The sequence below is a fragment of the Flavobacterium sp. genome (assembly GCF_046153165.1).
Classification (GTDB): domain Bacteria; phylum Bacteroidota; class Bacteroidia; order Flavobacteriales; family Flavobacteriaceae; genus Flavobacterium.
The window spans coordinates 1-19,192 of sequence record NZ_JBJXEN010000113.1; the positions used below are offsets into that span (position 1 = coordinate 1).

The 19,192-nt window shown below is 29.3% G+C and carries 18 protein-coding genes and 1 pseudogene; 11 read left to right on the forward strand and 8 right to left on the reverse strand.

Annotated features, from left to right (window positions below):
• The 4 genes and pseudogenes from ACKVOV_RS13360 to ACKVOV_RS13375 form a co-directional block, all read left to right on the forward strand.
• Positions 1 to 429 (forward strand): annotated as a pseudogene (locus ACKVOV_RS13360) (acyl-CoA dehydrogenase); the annotation flags it as partial.
• Between the two features lie 88 nt (positions 430 to 517).
• Positions 518 to 2,131, forward strand: coding sequence for an aryl-sulfate sulfotransferase (locus ACKVOV_RS13365; RefSeq protein ID WP_409207257.1), 1,614 nt, complete (start codon positions 518 to 520; stop codon positions 2,129 to 2,131).
• A 76-nt stretch (positions 2,132 to 2,207) separates the two neighbouring features.
• Positions 2,208 to 2,729, forward strand: a complete 522-nt coding sequence (locus tag ACKVOV_RS13370; RefSeq protein ID WP_409207258.1) for a superoxide dismutase family protein — start codon at positions 2,208 to 2,210, stop codon at positions 2,727 to 2,729.
• Between the two features lie 17 nt (positions 2,730 to 2,746).
• The gene (locus ACKVOV_RS13375) at positions 2,747 to 3,316 is read left to right on the forward strand and encodes a YdeI/OmpD-associated family protein (RefSeq protein WP_409207259.1); all 570 of its coding nucleotides are present in this window, start codon (positions 2,747 to 2,749) and stop codon (positions 3,314 to 3,316) included.
• Between the two features lie 16 nt (positions 3,317 to 3,332).
• Here the strand turns inward: ACKVOV_RS13375 and ACKVOV_RS13380 are convergent, their stop codons facing one another.
• From ACKVOV_RS13380 to ACKVOV_RS13390, 3 genes are read right to left on the reverse strand one after another with little or no spacing between them, the layout of a single operon-like run.
• On the reverse strand, positions 3,333 to 4,739 hold the full coding sequence (locus ACKVOV_RS13380; protein WP_409207260.1) for a hypothetical protein: 1,407 nt from the start codon (positions 4,737 to 4,739) through the stop codon (positions 3,333 to 3,335).
• An 11-nt stretch (positions 4,740 to 4,750) separates the two neighbouring features.
• Positions 4,751 to 5,677, reverse strand: a complete 927-nt coding sequence (locus ACKVOV_RS13385) for a hypothetical protein (RefSeq protein WP_409207261.1) — start codon at positions 5,675 to 5,677, stop codon at positions 4,751 to 4,753.
• A 23-nt stretch (positions 5,678 to 5,700) separates the two neighbouring features.
• Complete coding sequence (locus ACKVOV_RS13390) at positions 5,701 to 6,126, reverse strand: DM13 domain-containing protein (RefSeq protein WP_409207262.1); 426 nt, start codon at positions 6,124 to 6,126, stop codon at positions 5,701 to 5,703.
• A 197-nt stretch (positions 6,127 to 6,323) separates the two neighbouring features.
• Here ACKVOV_RS13390 and ACKVOV_RS13395 point away from each other — a divergent pair, with 197 nt between their 5' ends.
• Positions 6,324 to 7,523 (forward strand): LETM1-related biofilm-associated protein, encoded by a 1,200-nt coding sequence (locus ACKVOV_RS13395; protein ID WP_409207263.1) that lies wholly within the window; start codon positions 6,324 to 6,326, stop codon positions 7,521 to 7,523.
• 9 nt (positions 7,524 to 7,532) lie between these two features.
• Here the strand turns inward: ACKVOV_RS13395 and ACKVOV_RS13400 are convergent, their stop codons facing one another.
• A complete protein-coding gene (locus ACKVOV_RS13400) occupies positions 7,533 to 8,006 on the reverse strand; it encodes a Dps family protein (RefSeq protein WP_409207264.1) in 474 nt (157 codons plus the stop codon).
• A gap of 97 nt (positions 8,007 to 8,103) precedes the next feature.
• On the opposite strand from ACKVOV_RS13400, the gene ACKVOV_RS13405 reads away from it, so the two are divergent.
• On the forward strand, positions 8,104 to 9,045 hold the full coding sequence (locus ACKVOV_RS13405; protein WP_409207265.1) for a LysR substrate-binding domain-containing protein: 942 nt from the start codon (positions 8,104 to 8,106) through the stop codon (positions 9,043 to 9,045).
• 74 nt (positions 9,046 to 9,119) lie between these two features.
• Here the strand turns inward: ACKVOV_RS13405 and ACKVOV_RS13410 are convergent, their stop codons facing one another.
• Together ACKVOV_RS13410 and ACKVOV_RS13415 are read right to left on the reverse strand one after the other, a co-directional pair.
• Positions 9,120 to 11,267: a tetratricopeptide repeat protein gene (locus ACKVOV_RS13410; protein WP_409207266.1), complete on the reverse strand. Its 2,148-nt coding sequence runs from the start codon at positions 11,265 to 11,267 to the stop codon at positions 9,120 to 9,122.
• A complete protein-coding gene (locus tag ACKVOV_RS13415; protein ID WP_409207267.1) occupies positions 11,264 to 11,968 on the reverse strand; it encodes a LytR/AlgR family response regulator transcription factor in 705 nt (234 codons plus the stop codon). The genes ACKVOV_RS13410 and ACKVOV_RS13415 overlap by 4 nt, the downstream gene beginning before the upstream one ends.
• A gap of 253 nt (positions 11,969 to 12,221) precedes the next feature.
• Here ACKVOV_RS13415 and ACKVOV_RS13420 point away from each other — a divergent pair, with 253 nt between their 5' ends.
• From ACKVOV_RS13420 to ACKVOV_RS13440, 5 genes are all read left to right on the forward strand, one after another.
• Positions 12,222 to 13,070 (forward strand): outer membrane beta-barrel protein, encoded by an 849-nt coding sequence (locus tag ACKVOV_RS13420; RefSeq protein ID WP_409207268.1) that lies wholly within the window; start codon positions 12,222 to 12,224, stop codon positions 13,068 to 13,070.
• 70 nt (positions 13,071 to 13,140) lie between these two features.
• Positions 13,141 to 13,818, forward strand: a complete 678-nt coding sequence (locus ACKVOV_RS13425; protein WP_409207269.1) for a fibrobacter succinogenes major paralogous domain-containing protein — start codon at positions 13,141 to 13,143, stop codon at positions 13,816 to 13,818.
• A 90-nt stretch (positions 13,819 to 13,908) separates the two neighbouring features.
• Positions 13,909 to 15,048, forward strand: coding sequence for an RCC1 domain-containing protein (locus ACKVOV_RS13430; RefSeq protein WP_409207270.1), 1,140 nt, complete (start codon positions 13,909 to 13,911; stop codon positions 15,046 to 15,048).
• A 10-nt stretch (positions 15,049 to 15,058) separates the two neighbouring features.
• Positions 15,059 to 16,141 (forward strand): OmpA family protein, encoded by a 1,083-nt coding sequence (locus ACKVOV_RS13435; protein WP_409207271.1) that lies wholly within the window; start codon positions 15,059 to 15,061, stop codon positions 16,139 to 16,141.
• Positions 16,142 to 16,207: 66 nt separating this feature from the next.
• Positions 16,208 to 16,666 carry a DUF6252 family protein gene (locus ACKVOV_RS13440; protein ID WP_409207272.1) on the forward strand — a complete coding sequence of 153 codons (459 nt, stop codon included), beginning with the start codon at positions 16,208 to 16,210 and terminating at the stop codon, positions 16,664 to 16,666.
• Positions 16,667 to 16,968: 302 nt separating this feature from the next.
• On the opposite strand, the gene ACKVOV_RS13445 is transcribed toward ACKVOV_RS13440, so the two are convergent.
• Together ACKVOV_RS13445 and ACKVOV_RS13450 are read right to left on the reverse strand one after the other, a co-directional pair.
• Positions 16,969 to 17,166 (reverse strand): hypothetical protein, encoded by a 198-nt coding sequence (locus ACKVOV_RS13445; protein ID WP_409207273.1) that lies wholly within the window; start codon positions 17,164 to 17,166, stop codon positions 16,969 to 16,971.
• A gap of 256 nt (positions 17,167 to 17,422) precedes the next feature.
• Positions 17,423 to 19,192 (reverse strand): M1 family metallopeptidase (locus tag ACKVOV_RS13450; RefSeq protein WP_409207274.1); only part of this gene is annotated, 1,770 nt, incomplete at its 5' end.

Below are 19,192 nucleotides of genomic sequence, written 5' to 3' on the forward strand. Positions count from 1 at the left end.
TTTGCCGAAGAGAAAGAAATGATTGGCAAATTGAAAAAAGCATTCCTTATGGTTGCTGGTGGAGCGGTTCAAAAATACGGACCAGATTTAGATGCACACCAACAATTATTAATGGCTGCTGCCGATATTCTTATCGAAATTTATATGGCAGAAAGTACTATTCTTAGAACTGAAAAATTAGCCAAAAAAGAAGGTGAAGATAAAGTGAAAGAACAAATTGCAATGGCTAAATTATATTTGTACCAAGCCGTAGATATTATCACTATCAAAGGTAAAGAAAGTATAATCTCTTTTGCTGAAGGTGATGAACAACGCATGATGCTTATGGGATTACGTCGTTTCACTAAATATGCAAACATGCCAAATGTTGTTGGATTAAGAGAAATCATTACTTCAAAATTAGTATCAGAAAACGAATATTGTTTCTAAATATAATTTTTGAGTTTAATAAAAAAGTCACAACAGTAAATTCTGTTGTGATTTTTTTTTATTTATCTTTGATAACATCTTAATTATTATGAAGAATATTTTACTTTTTATATCTGTTATCTTTTTCTTTTCTTTTGCCAATGCTCAATCTCCAACAATTGGTCTTTTATATCATGACACAAACGTTTCTGACGGTTATGTATTATTTTCACCATTAATAAACAATGAGGTTTTTCTTATAAATACTTGCGGAGAAAAAGTACATCAATGGGCTTTTAATGAAGCTCCTGGCGCAACTTGTTATTTATTAAACAATGGTAATCTCCTAAGAGCAGGAAAAAACAATTTAGAAATTAGAGATTGGAATAATAACATAGTTTGGACATATGCAACAACAGCTAATGGGATTCAACAACATCATGACATAACTCCTTTGCCTAATGGAAATATCTTATGTATTGTTTCCGATTTTTATACCGCAACACAAATGACGGCTGCTGGCAAAAATCCAACTTCCACGACTGCAAACACAAAACTCGAAAAAATCATAGAAATTCAACCCATTGGAACAAATAGTGCAGCAGTTGTTTGGGAATGGAAATTTTTTAATCACTTAGTTCAAGATTTTGATGCTACAAAATCAAATTATGGTGTAGTTGAGAATCATCCCGAATTATTAGACCCTAATTTTAACTACGGAAATGTAACTGACTATGTGCACAGTAATGGTATTGATTATAATCCAATCCTAGATCAAATCTTAATTTCTTCACGACATTTAAGTGAAATATTTATAATTGATCACAGTACAACAACAGCCCAAGCTGCTGGACACACAGGTGGCAATCTAAATAAAGGAGGTGATTTTTTATGGCGTTGGGGAAACCCTCAGGTATATCGTCATGGAACCGAAGCAGACCGAAAATTATTTATGCAACATAATCCAATGTGGGTAGAAAATGATTATTTAGATACTGGGAAAATATCTGTTTTTAATAATGGTGCTCCAAATTCTGCACAAATTTTCAGCACTGTTGTTTTACTAACTCCAGAAATAAGTAATGGTAATTATACCATGACAAATTCCATTTTTAATCCTTCTAGTTATGACTGGTCATGGGGTGGCGATATTTTGGGTGTTACTTTAAATCAAGAACGCCAATCGGGTACCCAAGCAATGCCTAATGGAAATATGATTATTAGTGAAGCGATTACAGGTAGAGTGTCTGAAATGACTAAAACAGGTACATTACTTTGGTCATATAAAAATCCAACTGGACCAATAGTTTCGAACTTAACTACTTATTATAATCAATTTGATATACCTACCAGTAATTCATTTTTTAAAGCAGAAAAGTATCCAAATACATTTATTGGTTTTGTAGGACATGATTTAACTCCTCTTGCCATTTTAGAAGATGTAAACACAATATCAAGCAATTGTAGTACTTTAGGAATACCTTATTTTTCTTATTTAGATAATATAAAAGTACAAAATCCATCTAAAAACAATTTAATTCAGTTCAACTCAAACTCCTTTTTTAATAAAATAAGCATTTATGATCTTAAAGGGAGATTAATTTTTGAACAAGAAAATTTTTCTGATAATCACATAAATATTAATCTAAAACAATCCATATATCTATTAAAGATAGAAAAGGAATCTTATACTAAAACTATGAAACTTATAGTCCAAGATTAAAAATAGATTACGAATAAAAGGTTAAAAAAAGTAATCCTTAATCAAATTCTACATAACTTTGGTTAAAATAAATTTTATGAAAAATTTAGCTTATATTAGTATTGCAAGTATTTTGGTCATTTTAGCTTGTAAAAGTTCCGCAGGAAATAAAAATGAAGTCAAAACTACATTTTCTCCAAAAAGTGAAAGTACCGTATCTGGTACCGCAAATTTTGTCGAGAAAAATGGAACCGTAACAATGGTTGCAAATTTGAGTGGTCTTACGCCAGGAGAGCATGCCATTCATATACATGAGAAATCTGATTGTTCGGCTGCTGATGGAAGTTCGGCTGGAGGACACTGGAATCCAACATTTAAAAAACACGGCAAATGGGGTTCTGCAGAACATCATAAAGGAGATATTGGTAATTTTACTGCCGATGAAAAAGGAAATGCCACTGTGAAATTTTCTACAAATGAATGGTGTATTGGTTGTGATGATGCTACAAAAGACATTCTAGGTAAAGGACTTATTGTACACAAAGGAACTGACGATTTCACTTCGCAACCCGCTGGAAATGCTGGTGCAAGAGTAGCTTGTTCTGCTATTATTAAATAGGTATATTCCAATTTGCATTGAAAGAAAGAGAGATTTATTACTTTAAAAATTCTCAAGAATGGAGAAAATGGCTACATGAAAACCACCATTCTTCAACTGGAATTGAATTAATTTTTTATAAAGTTGATAGTCAATATGAAAGCATGCGTTGGGAAGAGGCCGTTCAAGTTGCTATTTGTTACGGTTGGATAGATTCTACCGTAAGAAAACTAGACGATGAGCGACGAAAACAAGTTTTTTCTCCTAGAAAAGAAAAAAGTGTTTGGAGCAAACTTAACAAAAAATACATCGAAAAGCTTATTCAAGAAAATCTAATACACGAAAGTGGCTTAGCTAAAATTGAAATAGCTAAAAAAAATGGTTCGTGGTCATCTCTAGATTCTGTTGAAAATCATGAAATTCCAAAAGATTTGCAAAATGCTTTTTCTAAAAATAAATTAGCCTTTGATAACTATAAAAACTTTAGTCCTTCTTACCGCAAAAGTTATTTATATTGGTTAAATCAAGCAAAAAGAGATGAAACCCGTATAAATAGAATATATGAAATTATTAAACTTTGTGAAGCCAACATAAAATCGAGGCAATAATTATTTTCCTGAAAAATTACTCTTTAAAAAACAAAATTTTAAAATAACCAATGTTATCTGTTTCTAATAACCAAATTCCATTTTTAGCATAAAAGGTCTTAAAAAATAATTTTTGATTGTTTTGAATACTATTCAGATAATTTGAAAATAATAAGTTATTCCCTTGAGCAATTAAGCTTTCTGAATCTAACGCTTTGTTTTCATACCCAATGTTATTAAAATAAGAATTAATAAATTTTCCGTTACTAATTGTTTTGTTTTCAGCAGAAACATTAAAACCTATTCTATTAAATTTTATGACATTTCCAGTTATTTTGTTAATAAATGAATATTGAATATAACCTTTCTTTTCGGACGGAGAAGTAATTGAAAGTAATAATTTTTCGTCTCTAATTGTTAAATTTAACTTTAAGTTTGTTACATTTTGATTGGCATTAAAATCACTTTTATCATTTATTGTTTGAACAGATTCCCAAATTTTATTTCCCAATTTATCAAATTTAAAAACATAAAAGCCCAATGGCTCATTTGTAATATTACTTGAACTTTTCGCGTTTTTTCCAAATAATCCGTACACATATACTTCATCTGTTTTCTGGTCTATCACAAAATTATTAATCGTTAAATCACTTACATAAGTATCTCCAGACTGCGGATTTGTATAAATATAACCACCTCCATTATTACTATATATTAGATTTTTATATTGAAAATCGACTTTGTAAGCAAAATCACCTAGGATTACTCCACTATAACTATAAATTGTACGATATAGCGTTGCCGATTTGTAATCTTTAGCAATAGACTTTGTTATTAACCCAAAATTATATTCATTTACACGAATACCAAACGACAAATCATTGTATTTCGCGAAATTATCTCCTACAATTCTAGCCAAATCTGGTTTTTTCATAGCAAATTTTTCGTTTTCTCGAGTTACAATATCAGTGACGCTTAGTGATAATTGATCTTTTTCAAAATTAATATTTCCTTTGTTATCTTGATTTAAAATACTAAACTCATAATCATCATTAAAATATTGAAAATTCTCGTTCATTTTAAAAAATGGAGATGATTTACCATTAATAACTAACTTAAATTGATCCGTTTTTTCTTGCGTTTTAGAAGTTTCAGAAACTATAAAAGCATTCTCAGTTGGGGAAAAAATACAGTTTGTTAGTGCCTCATTTTCTATCATTTTTTCAAAAAACCCATCATTATCAAAACTATAAATATTTTTAATAATTTTATTCTTAGATGATTCAGCATAATCACCTTTTTGTATTATCAACCTATTTTTATTAGGTAAAAAATTATAACCTACGGGAATATTTTTATCCTTAAATTTTTCTTCAAGCACTATGGTTTGTGCATTTACAAATCCAACGAATAATAAGAGCGAAACAATAATATTATTTTTCATATAATATTTCCTTAAAAATTAACTTTATAACTTAATCCCAATGTTAATGCTCTGGTTAGTCCATCTGGGCGTTCTTTTCTAACAACAAATGGAGAAGCAATCGAAGTTTCTAAATAACTCTTTTTGTTTAATTTATAAGACACAATTAGATTTCCGTTTATAGTAAGCCCATCAGAACCAACGATAGTTTCACGTTGCCCAAAAATATTCTGAAAACTATCCTCACCCAAATGATAAATAAATAACAAATTTGGTTTGAAAGTAAATTTTTCATTAGTCGTTTTTAGTCTGTAAGTTGTCCTGAATAAGACATCCGATTTTCTTTCAAACAAATTGGTTGTAGCAAATTTATCAGTGACCAAATAATTACTTATATAGGAATTTTTGTTGTCCGTCAAAGGGATTTGTACTGCTGTATTAAAATCCCATTTTTTGTATGTAAGATTAATACCTCCTATAAAATCGAAAGTTCCCAAACTGGCTTGATAAGCCATTGGCAGAGAAACATTATTTATTTTATCATTAGAACTTGTAAGTGGAATTTTGACTCCAAATAATACTGACCATATTTTAGATCCTTCAATATCACTAAACTTTGTTTTAAACTTATAATTCCCTGTCAAGAAAAGATCCCCTACATTGCCTCTTGTCCCAAAATCACCATTAGCAATTGCTGATGTTATTTTTGTACTTATTGCAAATCTATCAGTTACATCTCTTGTGTATGTTAAATATTGAGAAAATACTGTCACACCTTCTTCGGCAATACCATATACCACGCCAACATCAACACTGTTTTTCATATTTGCTTCATGCCCTTTAAATCCATTTCCTACTGAACAAAAACCAGCATCGCTACAACCTTGTGCAAAGGAATTAGTGAAACTTACTGAGATGAATAAAAAGAATATTAAAATTTTAGATTTTGTTGTTTTCATATTTTTTTTTAATTTGATTTGTTTTAGATACTTGTTAATGGAGCAATTGCAAATAAGTGATTATACTGTTGGCAATGAATTAATACATATTGATATTCAGAAACATTTACACTAGACGGAATTGTATACAACGTATTTCCGTTTCCTTTAAAATTTTCTAAATTCACAAAGTTAATAGGTGTGTTTTCTTTAGATAAATAAACCTTCAAATCTGGTCCGTCAGACACTGTAAAATCTTCTAATTTTAATTTATATTCATTATTTTCTAAATAAATTTTAGCAAATCCAGAGACAGTTATCCCTGATGTTGAAGAAAATTCTCCTGAATATTTTAGAATAGCGGCACTACTTATTGTTGTACTTTCTAAACTTTTTCTTGTTAATTCACCTTCATTTTCACAAGAAAAAAGAAAAAAGAAGCAGAATAGAAATATAAATACATTTTTCATTATCGTAAGTTTTTAGATTATTATTTAATAGATTTTTTAATATCTACGTAATTACTCGAATAATGGTTTCGTAATTATTTTATAAAAGTAAAATACTTGCTATTTGCAAAATGTCAGCTAGCTTACATTAGGAAAGATTATTAAGAAATAATTATGTTAATTTAAAAAATCATAGATTTGTACTTTTAAATGACGTTATGATAAATCCATCAGCACCAAGTTGGGTTGAAAAATTTTTTACAGAACAAAATGATGAAAATCAAACTGTAATTAATGATTACGAAAAGTTTTACGAAAACACGAGAAATACTGGTTTTCTAGTTGGTTATACAACACATTTTGTAACATCTAAAGAAATTGAAACAAAAGGATTAACTAACGAAGAACTTTCTAAAATTGCATTGCTAAACACATTATTTGGAGTTTATCAATTAGTAAAAAACAATCGCAATCATTTAGAGTTTATAAATGAATGTGTTAGCTTTTATAAAGATTTACATCCTAAAGAATCTAGCTTATTGGAAAAAATATTACCCCAAGATTCCTATTCAAGTAAATTAGAAAAAATAATAAATTCACGTATTCAAACCAATGAAAATATTATTAGCAAGAATTTTTCTAATATTCTAACTAATGCATTAATATTTATTGATGTTTTAGCATTTCAAAAATATTTAGTAGAAGGTAATATTCCTGATAAATATTTAAAAAAGACGGAGGAAATTATTGTAAATATTGTTTCATTAGCACTAAAAACTAAAGAAATAAAAACTAAATATGACGATTTACTTCAAAAATTATTTGAATCCTCTGTTAGATATACCAAGTTTAATAAATTAGAAATTGTATCTCTAGAGAATTTAGATTTATCTTATTTTAATAATAATTACGAAAAATATTATCTCATAGATATAGCAGGAATGGCTATGTGGAATGATGCTGAAATAGAATATTCTGAAAGGAATTTCCTTTTCCAATTGGCAGAAAAATTAGCTATCTCAGACTCATTTGTACAAAAAAGCATTTCCGATATGAATTTATTTCTAACAACATATAAAGATAAAATACCCTATTTTAATTTTTCGAATCCTGTAAAACATTTTTATGATCAAACTACTCAAAATGTTCACACATTAATCTCTAGAAATAAAAATAGACTCATTTTAGAAATATCTCAAAGTAAAGAACTTATGAAACTTCTTTCTCAATCTACAAAAAGAGATTTAAGTCCACAAGAGAAGAAAAAAGTTAAAAATCAATTACTAGATATTTGCAAAACAATCCCATCGCTAACTATTTTTCTAGTTCCTGGCGGAAGTTTATTATTACCTATTTTAATTAAATTTATTCCCCAAATGCTTCCTTCAGCATTTAATGAAAATTTAGAAAAAGAATAATTAATAATTTTATTCTTCAAGCCAAGCAGTCATCATCCATATTGTTTTTTCTTGTTCTACAATAAAATCACTCATCATCGAATTAGTTCCTTCATCTGCAATATCGCTAGCCTGATCTAGAATAATTCTTTCCATCTTTAGTAATTGTGATAAAGAGCTGACTATTAAGGAAATTGCTGTTTCATCATGATGGATATTTTTTCCTACACTAAGTTTTTTATTTGTTAAATAGTCCTCGAAGGTATGTAATGGAGTTCCTCCAAGAGTTAAAATACGTTCCGCAATTAAATCAATTTTTAACTGACTATCATTGTATAATTCTTCAAACTTCAAATGTAAATCGAAAAAACGTCTTCCACGAATATTCCAATGCAATCCTCGTAAATTCTGATAATATATTTGAAAATTAGATAACAAAACATTAAGTTCGATAATCATAATTTCTGTTTCTTTCTCTGGTAATCCTAAATTATTGGTTTTCATTATTAAATTTTATTTTTTCAAAACTATTAAAAATAAAAAAATAATACCTATAAGTTTAATTGATAGTTTTTATATTTGCATCATAAATAACTATCTAATGACTATTACTCAATTACAATATGTTTTGGCTGTTGCCGAACACAAAAACTTTACTCTTGCCGCAGAAAAGTGTTTTGTTACACAGCCTACATTAAGCATGCAAATACAAAAAGTAGAAGAAGAATTGTCTATTTTAATTTTTGACAGAAGTAAAAAACCTATACAACTTACAGATGTAGGGCAAAAAATTGTAGCTCAGGCAAAAAACATTGTCAATGAAGCTGATAGAATGCAAGATATTGTTGATATACAAAAAGGATTTATTGGTGGTGAATTTCGTATTGGAATAATTCCTACCATAATGCCTACACTTTTACCAATGTTTTTGAATAATTTTATCAAAAAATATCCAAAAGTAAAACTAATAATAGAAGAGCTAAATACTTCCGAAATTATAAAAAAGCTCAACAACGGTCAGCTCGATGCAGCGATTGCAGCAACTCCATTAAATGAGGAAAAAATAAAGGAAATAGTATTATACTACGAACCATTTATGGTCTATGTCCCAGAATATCATTCTCTATTTCCTAAAAAAGAAATTGAAATAAGTGATTTAGATATTGATGAAATTTTGCTACTACAAGACGGACATTGTTTTAGAGATGGAATTCTTAATCTTTGCAAGAATACGTCTATAAATAGTGATTCAAAATTTAAATTAGAGAGCGGTAGTTTCGAAACTTTACTAAAACTAGCAGATGAAGGTTTGGGGATTACTTTACTTCCTTATTTACACTCATTAGATTTAAAAGACAATGACAAAGTAAAATTAAAACATTTTGTCGAACCAAAACCAGCTCGTGAAATAAGTTTAATTTTTCCTAAAAATGAACTTAAAATTCATATTATTGATGCTTTAAGAGGTGTTATTTCAGGAGTCCTCCGTGGTGCAATTGCCTTTCAAAATGTAGAAATTATAAGCCCTATTCAAAAGAAATAGAATTTATGAATATTTGTAAGTTATACAAAATTTAAAAAAAAATCTTGTATAACTTTCATATTCAACAGTTTAAATTAAATTTTGATTTGAAATTTCAATATAAAAGTCGTTCCAACTCCAATCTCACTATTTACAATAATCTCACAATCAATAGATTTTGCTAAATCTCTAATAAGATGCAAACCCAGACCTGATTTAATACCAACTACTTCTTTATCATCATATAAAGCTTTGAATTGTTCTTTTTCTGATCCAGGACCATTATCAGTTATGGATAAAAATGATTGATTATTTTCTTGCCAAGCTTTCCAAATGATATAAGGATTTTGAGTTGTTACAAAAGTGTTAATAGCATTGCTAGTTAAATTTCTAACAATCGTTTTTAAATAATTTTCATCTGTAAAAATTATAATATTATTTGGATTATGATATTCGAATTTAACTTTCAAATAGCCTGAAAATACTTTTTGAGTATCTTCAAACAATTGGTTTATGGTAATACTTTTTGGATGTGGTTTAAAATTTTCCATTTGTCCTTTGCTCCACAACAAAATATCTTCCATAGAAGACAACAAATTTTCGGCACCCAGAATAGTTTTATCTTGCATTCGATTTTTGGTTTCTTCATCGAGCAATTCCGGACTGTCTTTTTGAAGATGTAAAAAATGAATTAAATTGGAAACTGGACTACGCAAATCGTGATTCAAAATACTAAAAAATCGTGTTTTGACTTTATTAGCTTGATCAAGTTCCATATTTAAAAGTTTTAGTTTTTGATTTGCTCTTTTGCGATTTCGGCTTTGATTAAATAATAATCCCCCAATAATGGCAAAAAACCCCAAACCTATAATATAAAACCATTTCTGTTTTTCTCTGTTTTTAAGTTCAAGCCTATTTATTTTTAATTGATTTAATTTTAATAAATTATCTTTTTGAATCAGATTTAATTGTTTTTTTTGAACTTTTTTTGCAATTTGTTCGGTTTTTAATTCAGACTGTGATTTAAGAAAACGAAGTCTAACCAAGTCTTTTTCCCTATTACTTTCTTTTAACTTTAACTGGTTTAAAACAGTTAATAATTGTTGTTGGTTAAGTTTTTCATTTGACAATAATTGGTCATTTTTATATTTTTCTTCCTTGTGGTCAAACTCATATTGAATTTCTAATTTTGAAATTTGTTTTCTATTATTTTCATTATCAATATTATCTTTTATTTCTATGTATTTTTTATAATATGAATATGCACTATCCATCTTATTCGTTTTCTCAAAAATATTGCTTAAATTCTCATAACTGTCTCTCTCTATATCTTGAAGATTAATTAATTTTGATAAACTGTTAGCTCGTTTTGAATAATCTTGTGCTTCTGACAGTTTATTTTGAACTAAATAACACGCTCCAATTCCATTGAGGTTTACAGCAATTCCTTTTTTATTTTTTAATTCTTGATTTATTTCTAAAGATTTATTATAGTTTTCAACTGCCCTGTCATATTGCTTTAATTCATTATAAATAGTAGCAATATTTCCATATGCAACTGCAATTCCCAATTTATTGTTATTATCTTTGTCCTTATCTAGTGCTTTTTGATAAAAATTAAGTGCCTTGTTATAGTCTTTTGTTTTAAAATATACATTCCCAATATTTGCAAAACCAGCCGCTATACCAGGACCGTAGTTTATTTTTGTTTGAATGTCTAATCCTTTCTGAAAATAATATAGTGCTAAATCATAGTTTTTTAATTCGCTATAAATTATACCCATATTTACATAAGTATTTGCAGTGTTTTTATCTTCTTTTATAATTTCTCCAATACGAATAGCTTTTTGATAATATTGTAAAGCTACTGCATATTTATTTTGAACATTATTTACAGATCCAAGGTTTGACAAGCAAGACATAATGCCGACTTTATTATCAATTTCTTCGTTAACGATTAATGCTTTTGAATAATAATTTTCTGCATTTTTAAAATTTCCTAACAAATAATTTCCAGTACCTTGAAATTTAAAACTTTCGGCTATTCCTTTTTTATAATTTATCTTTTGCGATAAGGATAAAGCTTCTTGTGCATATTCCAGCATTTTTGTTGTACTAATTCCGTAATTTGATTTTGAAAGTGTAATTAACGAATCTACTTTAACTTTTTCATCTTTTATTTTCTGACCAAAACTATTTTCGGCTAAAGACAAAAATATAATTATTAGAAATATTTTTTTCATACAAAAAAGCTTAAATTATCTTTATAACTTCTTCCAATTGGCAGTAATACTCCGTTATTTAATAAAACTTCGGATGTTGTCTTTTTGTCTATATATTGTTTTTGTATTGCATAACTTCTGTGTATTCTTACAAAAGATTGAAAATTGCTTTCCTTTAATAGATTACCTATACTCATCAGAACGCAATGTCTTTTACTATTGGTTACTATAAGTGTGTAATCTTTTAAGGCTTCGAGATACAAAATATCATGTAGTTTTACTTTGTGCTGATGGTGTCCTTCTTTGATACAAATGGTATCTCCACCAAGACTCAGCTCAAATAATTGTGCTTTTGTTTTTATTTCTAAAAAAGCTTCTATACGTTCTACTGTTTTTGAAAAACGTTCAAAATTTATAGGCTTTATTATAAAATCTAGTGCTTCTAATTCGAAACTCTCAACAGCATGTTCTGGATGTGAAGTGATATAAACGCAAATAGGGACTTGCATAGTTTGCTTACGAAAATCTAAACCACTCATATTTGGCATATCAATATCTAAAAATAGAATATCTATTTTTTCTTTTTCTAATAATGATAACGCATCTTCAGCATTTTCAAAAATTCCTACAATTTTTAAATTTGGATATTTTTTGGTATATGAAACAACCCTTAATCTGTCTATTTCATCGTCATCAACAATAATGCAATTAAAATGATTCATATTTTATGCTAAAATAATAACAAATATAACTTTTTTAATTAAAAAATAGTCATTCATCTATTTAAAAGGGCGTTGGTATATTAGTTTTTTTTTATAAAAAAAATTTAATGAGGTTTGTATATTAAAATACAAAACAAGGGTAACAAAATAACTTAGAATTGTATTTAATAAAAATAGTATAAAACAAAACATTCTTTATTGCAATCAATCCTTTATAGGATTTTAAAGGAACAAACTTAAAAAAAATTAAAACATGAAAACAAATTTCAAAAAAATCAGCACACTTTTAGTTGTATTATTTTCAACTTACATTCAACAAGCAAATGCACAAACCGAAAAAGGTACTTATGTTAGTGTAAATACAGGCTACAATATGGGTACAGGAAATATAAGTTATTATCAAGCAATGCTTTTAAGAATGGTAAATTCGACTGAAACTAGTGCTACAACAACTCAAACAGATTTTATTAAAGTAAATCTTGGAAAGGGCTTAAATTTTGGAGCAAATTTTGGATATATGTTCAATAAAAACATTGGACTCGAGTTAGGGGGCAATTACCTAATTGGCGGGAAAATAAAAGCCAAACAAACAGAAATATCTGGTGATTATGTAAACAGCGAAGTTTCTGCAAAAATGCTTGAAATAAAACCCACAATTGTTTTTAGAGGCGGTTACGACAAAATAAATCCATATGCAAAAGTTGGATTAGTTATAGGTTCTGGGAAAATTACCAATACGCAAAATGAGAAATCTGGCATTGATAATTATAATAGAACCATAGAATTTAATGGAGGAACACCTATTGGTTTTCATGCAAGTTTAGGAACTCTTTATAAACTAAACGAAAAACTATCGTTGTTTGGTGAGTTGAATTTAGTAAGCCTTGAATATGCTCCAAAAAAAGGTGTTTATACAGAATACAAGAAAAATGGTATAGATCAATTACCAACAATGACGACACGAGAAAAAGAAGTAGAATTTGTTGATAGTTATACTGATACAGGTTTACCATCAAATCCAAATGAGCCAAGTAAACAGATTAAATTACCTTTCTCATTTAGTAGTATTGGATTAAACGTTGGAGTACAATATCAATTTTAATAACAATAAATAGTTTAATATTAAAAAAATAATTATGAAAAATTACAAGTATATTACAAACATATCTCTAATGATAATTACAATTTTCTCATTAGTAACGACGACTTCATGTACTAAAGACAACTTTCCTATTCTTGTAGGACCAGCAGTAACAGATCCAATATCGGTAACAGATATTGATGGCAATGTGTATCCAGTTTCAAAAATATGTGATAAATTCTGGATGACAGAAAATTTAAAAACTACAAGATATAATGATGGTACAGTTATCCCTACGAATTTAAATAATAATAATTGGAGTGCAACAACAGCAGGAGCTTATGGATTCTATGCTGATTTGGCTGCAAATAACACAACTTATGGTAAGTTATACAATTGGTATGCTGCTCATAACCCCAAACTTGCTCCCGTAGGTTGGCATGTGGCAACTAGTGCGGAGTGGAACCAATTAGTAGCTTGTTTAAGTGGCTCATCAGTAGCTGGAGGTAAAATGAAATCGACTTCTGCATTATGGTCTGCACCGAATACTGGAGCTGATAATAGTAGTGGGTTTTCAGGTTTGCCTGCAGGCTGGAAGAGTACAACTGGTAATTATTCTTTACTAGGAGATGCCGCTTATTTTTGGAGTTTTGACGAGAGAAATGCAACACAAGGAGAATACCTGAAGTTAGTTAATGATTTCGCATCAACAGCTACTAATGGTGCAACCAAAACTTTTGGTTATTCTGTTCGTTGCATTAGAGATTAAAAAAGGAAATGCCTTAATAATTTTCAGATATTGAAAAATTATCAAGGCATTTTTATATTTTATATAAAAAGCATTAAAAAAACAAACACTATGAAAACACTAAAAAGTATATTCGCAATTTTAATCCTCACTCTTTTTACAATTTCTTGTTCACATGACGATGATCCTGTTCCTGTTCCAGAACCAGTAGTTATTATTCCAGGAAGTAATCAAATGTATAATATGGTAACATCAGGTTATTATCATTCACTTGCCATAAAGACCGATGGTACATTATGGTCATGGGGATCTAATGCATCAGGACAATTAGGGTATACAACAGCAACAACTAGCGGTGTAAAATCACCTAATCCATTAGGAATTAGCACTTGGGCAACTATTGCTTCAGGCAGTCTTTTTAATTTAGCTATCAAAACCGATGGAACACTTTGGGGATGGGGTAGTAATGATTTTGGACAACTGGGTGATGCTATAATTGGTAATAAAACAGTTCCAACTCAAATGGGAACAGCTACTAATTGGAGAGCCATTGCAGCAGGACAATACCACACACTTGTTATAAAAACTAATGGAACACTTTGGGCATGTGGTATAAATAGTTTGTACGAGTTAGGAGACGGAACGACAACAAACAAAACTTCTCTAACACAAATAGGAACAGCAACCAACTGGAAAGAAATTGCTGCTGGAAACACGTTTAGTATTGCAATAAAAACTGATGGTACTTTATGGAAATGGGGAACATTACAAGGAGGAATTATAACAACTCCTACTCAAATGGGAACGGCAACTAACTGGAAGTCAATTTCAGCTGGAGATAATCAAGCTTTAGCCTTAAAAACCGACAATACATTATGGGTTTGGGGAAACAACGCTAATGGACAGCTAGGAGATGGCACAACAACTTCAAGAGTAGATCCTATTCAACTTGGGACATCTACTTGGAAAACGGCTTCAAGCGGAAAGAGAACAACACTTGCTATAAAAGCCGATGGCACATTATGGACTTGGGGAAAGAATGATTATGGGCAACTGGCGGATGGTACACTTATAGAAGCACTAACTCCACATCAAATAGGTACAGAAACCACTTGGAATACAGTTTATACTGCTTTACAACATTCGTTAGCAACAAAAACGGATAACTCTTTGTGGGGTTGTGGAAATAATGGTAATGGTCAATTAGGTGACGGAACAATTGATAATACTAAAATTCTAAAAAGAATCTAAAAGAAAAAAGATGAAAAAATTAAAAGTAAAAATAGTTTTTCTAATGACTTTATCATTCCTATTTTCAGGTTATGCACAGGAGGCGCAATTTGTTAGTGGAAAAAAAATACTTTTTGAAGATAACTTCAGTAATGATGTTGTTGGTGATTTTCCTGTAAATTGGTTCACAAATAGTAGTGGCGAAATTGCTAATATCAATTCAAATAAATGGTTGCAACTTTCTGATAAAGGAAGTTTTTTGCCCCTAAATATTTCAAAATTACCCGAAAATTTTACTTTTGAATTTGATGTAGCCACAACTCCTAATTTTAATTTTTATTCGACACCGCTAAATATCGTTTTTACAGAAAAGACAACAAAAACTGATAATGTTTGGAATACAGTTTTCAAGAGAAAAGAAGCCGTTATTTTTAATGTGCATCCAGCAAGTACATCGATGGCAACAACAGGGAGCACTAGTATTTCTATCATTAATGAAAAGAAAGAAATTCTTAAAAACAAAGTTATAGTTTCTAATTTCAATAAAAATAATAGTACTGTTCATGTACAGGTTTGGCGACAAAAAAACAGGTTTCGAATGTTTGTTGATGGAAAAAAGTTTTGGGATTTGCCAACAGCTTTTCAAGAAGCAAATTACAACCAGATTATCTTTTTTATTGGAACTTACAAAAATACAACCGATAAGTTTTTTATTTCCAATTTAAAACTGGCTGAAGCTGGAGGAGATACTCGTCATAAACTCATAGAAACTGGTACTTTTACTACAAACGAAATTTTATTTGATACCAAAAAATCTACTATAAAACCATCTAGCAAAATGGTTTTAGATGAATTAGGTAAAGTACTTTCAGAAAATCAAAACGTTAAAATTAGTATTACTGGGCATACCGATTCTGACGGGAATGATACTGAAAATCAAAAATTATCTGAACAGAGAGCTCAAAGTGTTTCTAATTATTTCACTACAAATTTTGGTATCAAAAAAATAAGAATAACTACTTCAGGAAAAGGGGAATCAGATCCAATTTCTGATAATGATTCTGAAGAAGGAAAAAAACAAAACAGAAGAGTAGAATTTAATATAATTAAATAATCGCAACTTAAAAAGTTAGGCTCTTTCAAAACTAATTAAAAAAAATAAGCTTTAACACAAATCATTATGAAAACAACAATTTTTAAATCAATATTAACCATATTTCTATTAACAACAAGTTTAGTATCGTGTAACGACAATGATGATGTTGCAAGTCCGCCACCACCTCCAGGGTTACCTGAGTTTTTATATGCTGAAGGCGGAGCAACAAGTATGTTGGCTGTAACAACACCTTATGCAGATGCATCCTCAAAAAGTATTTTTGGTGTAAACAGCGGAAGTACTGTTATTGAAATGAATTTATCATCATTAGCTATAGGAACATATACTATAGATACTACAAATCATTTTACCTATTTTAAACCTGGAACTGCTATCACTTGGACTGGATTTACGGGAAATGTAACCATAACCAGCAATTCAGATAACAAATTATCTGGAACTTTTGATATTAATTCCGGTAATGGAAGTCCAACTATCAACGAAGTTCATGGAACTTTTACAAATATTGTAATTAATCCTTAAGTAGCAGTTATAAAAAATATTTTAAAACACTAATTTTATTGCCTTTTTGAAAAAGCTAGTAATGGATACTACACGAATTTTAGTTTAACTGATTTACAAATTAGGAAGAATTATTAGAAGAAACACTACGTTATTTAGAAATACTATTACAGCAGGAAATAAATCTATTTTTATATTACAGGAAACTGTGTTTGTAAATACAAATAAAATTTTATTGGTCGTTTTTTTTAAGGTCTAATATCTATTAGACCTTTCTTTCAAATAAGGAGTCCATAAGAATTACCTTACTTAGATTTTACTACTTACTCGTTAACAATATATAAAAATTGTTTTAGTTCGGGTTTTTCATCGGTGAAATATTGCAACCATTTCTTCAATCGTTCAATCTCGTAGGGCAACAAAATTTTAAGGGCTTTTTTTAGTTCTCGCATAAAAAGTTTAGCATCAAAACTAACTTTTTCTAAAACATCTTTTGTATAATCGTAAATCATTCTAGACATAAATAAGTAAGATTAAAAATGAATAATTTAGCTAATAACTTATTATAAAGATAAAAATATAATTTTAAATATCGATAAAAAGAAATGAATAATCGATGAAATGAATTTTTAAAATCAAATTTGATAATTAATACTACATTTCATATTAGATTTATAAAACTTAAAATTAATCTTTTATATTTTTAAATACAAAAAAGCCCTTTAAAAATGTACTTCTACAATTTTTAAAGGGCTTTTAATTTCTACTAATTAAATTTTATTTATCTTTTGTGAATTCAAAATTCTGAGCTCCGAAACTTAATTTGAAACCTGTTTTTTGCTCGTTAAATTGAACTGTTAATCCAGCCTGTTCAAAAGTAAATTTACCATTTCCAACATTTTCTAATGATAGTGATTGTTGTCCTGTAGCATTCATAGTAAGGTTCTCATCTTCTTGTGTGAAATTAACCTTTACTGGAATTTGAGCACTTGAAAAATTACCTAAATAAGCATCTAAACTTATTCCTTTTTCAATTCCATTTTTAGCGTCCGTCCAAACATTATTTTCTGGATTTACATCCGGGAAAGCATGATCTGGATCTATAGTTATACTTTCTAATTCTTCGGTAGAATTATATTTGAATTGCCATGATTTATTACGTTCCCAAATTTCTACTGGTAATGTAATTCTAGAAATTGCTCCACTTTTAGTTTTTACTTCTACTACAACTGGCATTGGCATTTTTTCTAGGTTATCAATAGTAATTATTGCACCTTGTTTGGCATCATTTTTTACATATTTCACCTTTGTAATTGCTTGATCTAGTTTCCAATTATTTATAAACCACCCTCTCCAAAACCAATTTAAGTCTTCTCCTGCTACATTTTCTATACTTCTAAAGAAATCATCTGGAGTTGGGTGTTTAAAGGCCCATCTTTCTACATAAATTCTAAATGCTTTGTCAAATCTTTCTTTCCCTAAAATTTGATTACGCAACATATTTAAACCTTCTCCTGGTTTAAAATAAGCTAAAATTCCAAGATTTGCTTCTTTTAAACCATCTGGTGCGCTATATATTGGCTCCATTTCTTGATTGGTTAATACTCCAGCAGATTGGTGCATATTTGTTGCCGCTTGTTTGTATTCTCCATTATTAAAATCTTGAGAACTTATTCCATTAATAAAAGTGTTAAAACCTTCATCCATCCAAGCAAATAGTCTCTCGTTCGATCCTACAACCATAGGAAACCAGTTGTGTCCAAATTCATGATCTGTAACTCCCCATAATGCTTCTCCTTTATCAGTCCAACTACAAAATACAATACCAGGATATTCCATTCCTCCTTCATTACCTGCAACGTTTGTTGCAGCAGGATAAGGAAATTCAAACCAACGTTTAGAATAATTTTCAATCGATGTTTTAGTATACTCTGTAGCGCGTCCCCAAGCATCCTTTCCATTACTTTCCACTGGGTAAGCAGATATAGCTAATGATTTTTTACCACTTGGTAAGTTTATTCTTGCTGCATCTATAATAAAAGCTGGCGATGTTGAAAATGCCAAATCACGAGAATTTTTAATTTTAAATTTCCACGTTAAAGTTTGTTTTCCAACAGGTCGAGAATTTGCATTTGTAACCTCATCAGCAGATCGGATAATTACTGTCTTTTCACTATTTCTGGCATCAGCCCATCTTTTTTGTTGTTCGGCTGTGTAAACTTCTGTAGGGTTTAGCAATTCTCCAGAACAAACTACAATATGTTTTGCTGGTACTGTTATAGCAACATCTAAATCTCCATATTCTAAATAAAATTCTCCCGCACCTAAATAAGGTAAAGTATTCCACCCTTTTACATCATCATACACACACATTCTAGGATACCATTGTGCAACGGTATATATTTTTCCGTTTTTAGTTTCTAATACGCCCATTCTGTCTGAACCATAAAAAGGAGAAACAAATGAGTAATCTATTTTAAGTTTTATACTTGCTCCATTTGCTTTAAGCTCTTGTGGAAGATCTACCTGCATTCTAGTATCTACAAT

Excerpts from the sequence above, each read along its gene's own strand:
- ACKVOV_RS13440 (WP_409207272.1), top strand. The coding sequence starts at position 16,208 with ATGAAAACAACAATTTTTAAATCAATATTAACCATATTTCTATTAACA.
- ACKVOV_RS13395 (WP_409207263.1), top strand. The coding sequence starts at position 6,324 with ATGATAAATCCATCAGCACCAAGTTGGGTTGAAAAATTTTTTACAGAA.
- ACKVOV_RS13385 (WP_409207261.1), bottom strand. The coding sequence starts at position 5,677 with ATGAAAACAACAAAATCTAAAATTTTAATATTCTTTTTATTCATCTCA.
- ACKVOV_RS13370 (WP_409207258.1), top strand. The coding sequence starts at position 2,208 with ATGAAAAATTTAGCTTATATTAGTATTGCAAGTATTTTGGTCATTTTA.
- ACKVOV_RS13415 (WP_409207267.1), bottom strand. The coding sequence starts at position 11,968 with ATGAATCATTTTAATTGCATTATTGTTGATGACGATGAAATAGACAGA.
- ACKVOV_RS13390 (WP_409207262.1), bottom strand. The coding sequence starts at position 6,126 with ATGAAAAATGTATTTATATTTCTATTCTGCTTCTTTTTTCTTTTTTCT.
- ACKVOV_RS13410 (WP_409207266.1), bottom strand. The coding sequence starts at position 11,267 with ATGAAAAAAATATTTCTAATAATTATATTTTTGTCTTTAGCCGAAAAT.
- ACKVOV_RS13365 (WP_409207257.1), top strand. The coding sequence starts at position 518 with ATGAAGAATATTTTACTTTTTATATCTGTTATCTTTTTCTTTTCTTTT.
- ACKVOV_RS13400 (WP_409207264.1), bottom strand. The coding sequence starts at position 8,006 with ATGAAAACCAATAATTTAGGATTACCAGAGAAAGAAACAGAAATTATG.
- ACKVOV_RS13425 (WP_409207269.1), top strand. The coding sequence starts at position 13,141 with ATGATAATTACAATTTTCTCATTAGTAACGACGACTTCATGTACTAAA.
- ACKVOV_RS13435 (WP_409207271.1), top strand. The coding sequence starts at position 15,059 with ATGAAAAAATTAAAAGTAAAAATAGTTTTTCTAATGACTTTATCATTC.
- ACKVOV_RS13380 (WP_409207260.1), bottom strand. The coding sequence starts at position 4,739 with ATGAAAAATAATATTATTGTTTCGCTCTTATTATTCGTTGGATTTGTA.
- ACKVOV_RS13445 (WP_409207273.1), bottom strand. The coding sequence starts at position 17,166 with ATGTCTAGAATGATTTACGATTATACAAAAGATGTTTTAGAAAAAGTT.
- ACKVOV_RS13430 (WP_409207270.1), top strand. The coding sequence starts at position 13,909 with ATGAAAACACTAAAAAGTATATTCGCAATTTTAATCCTCACTCTTTTT.
- ACKVOV_RS13405 (WP_409207265.1), top strand. The coding sequence starts at position 8,104 with ATGACTATTACTCAATTACAATATGTTTTGGCTGTTGCCGAACACAAA.
- ACKVOV_RS13420 (WP_409207268.1), top strand. The coding sequence starts at position 12,222 with ATGAAAACAAATTTCAAAAAAATCAGCACACTTTTAGTTGTATTATTT.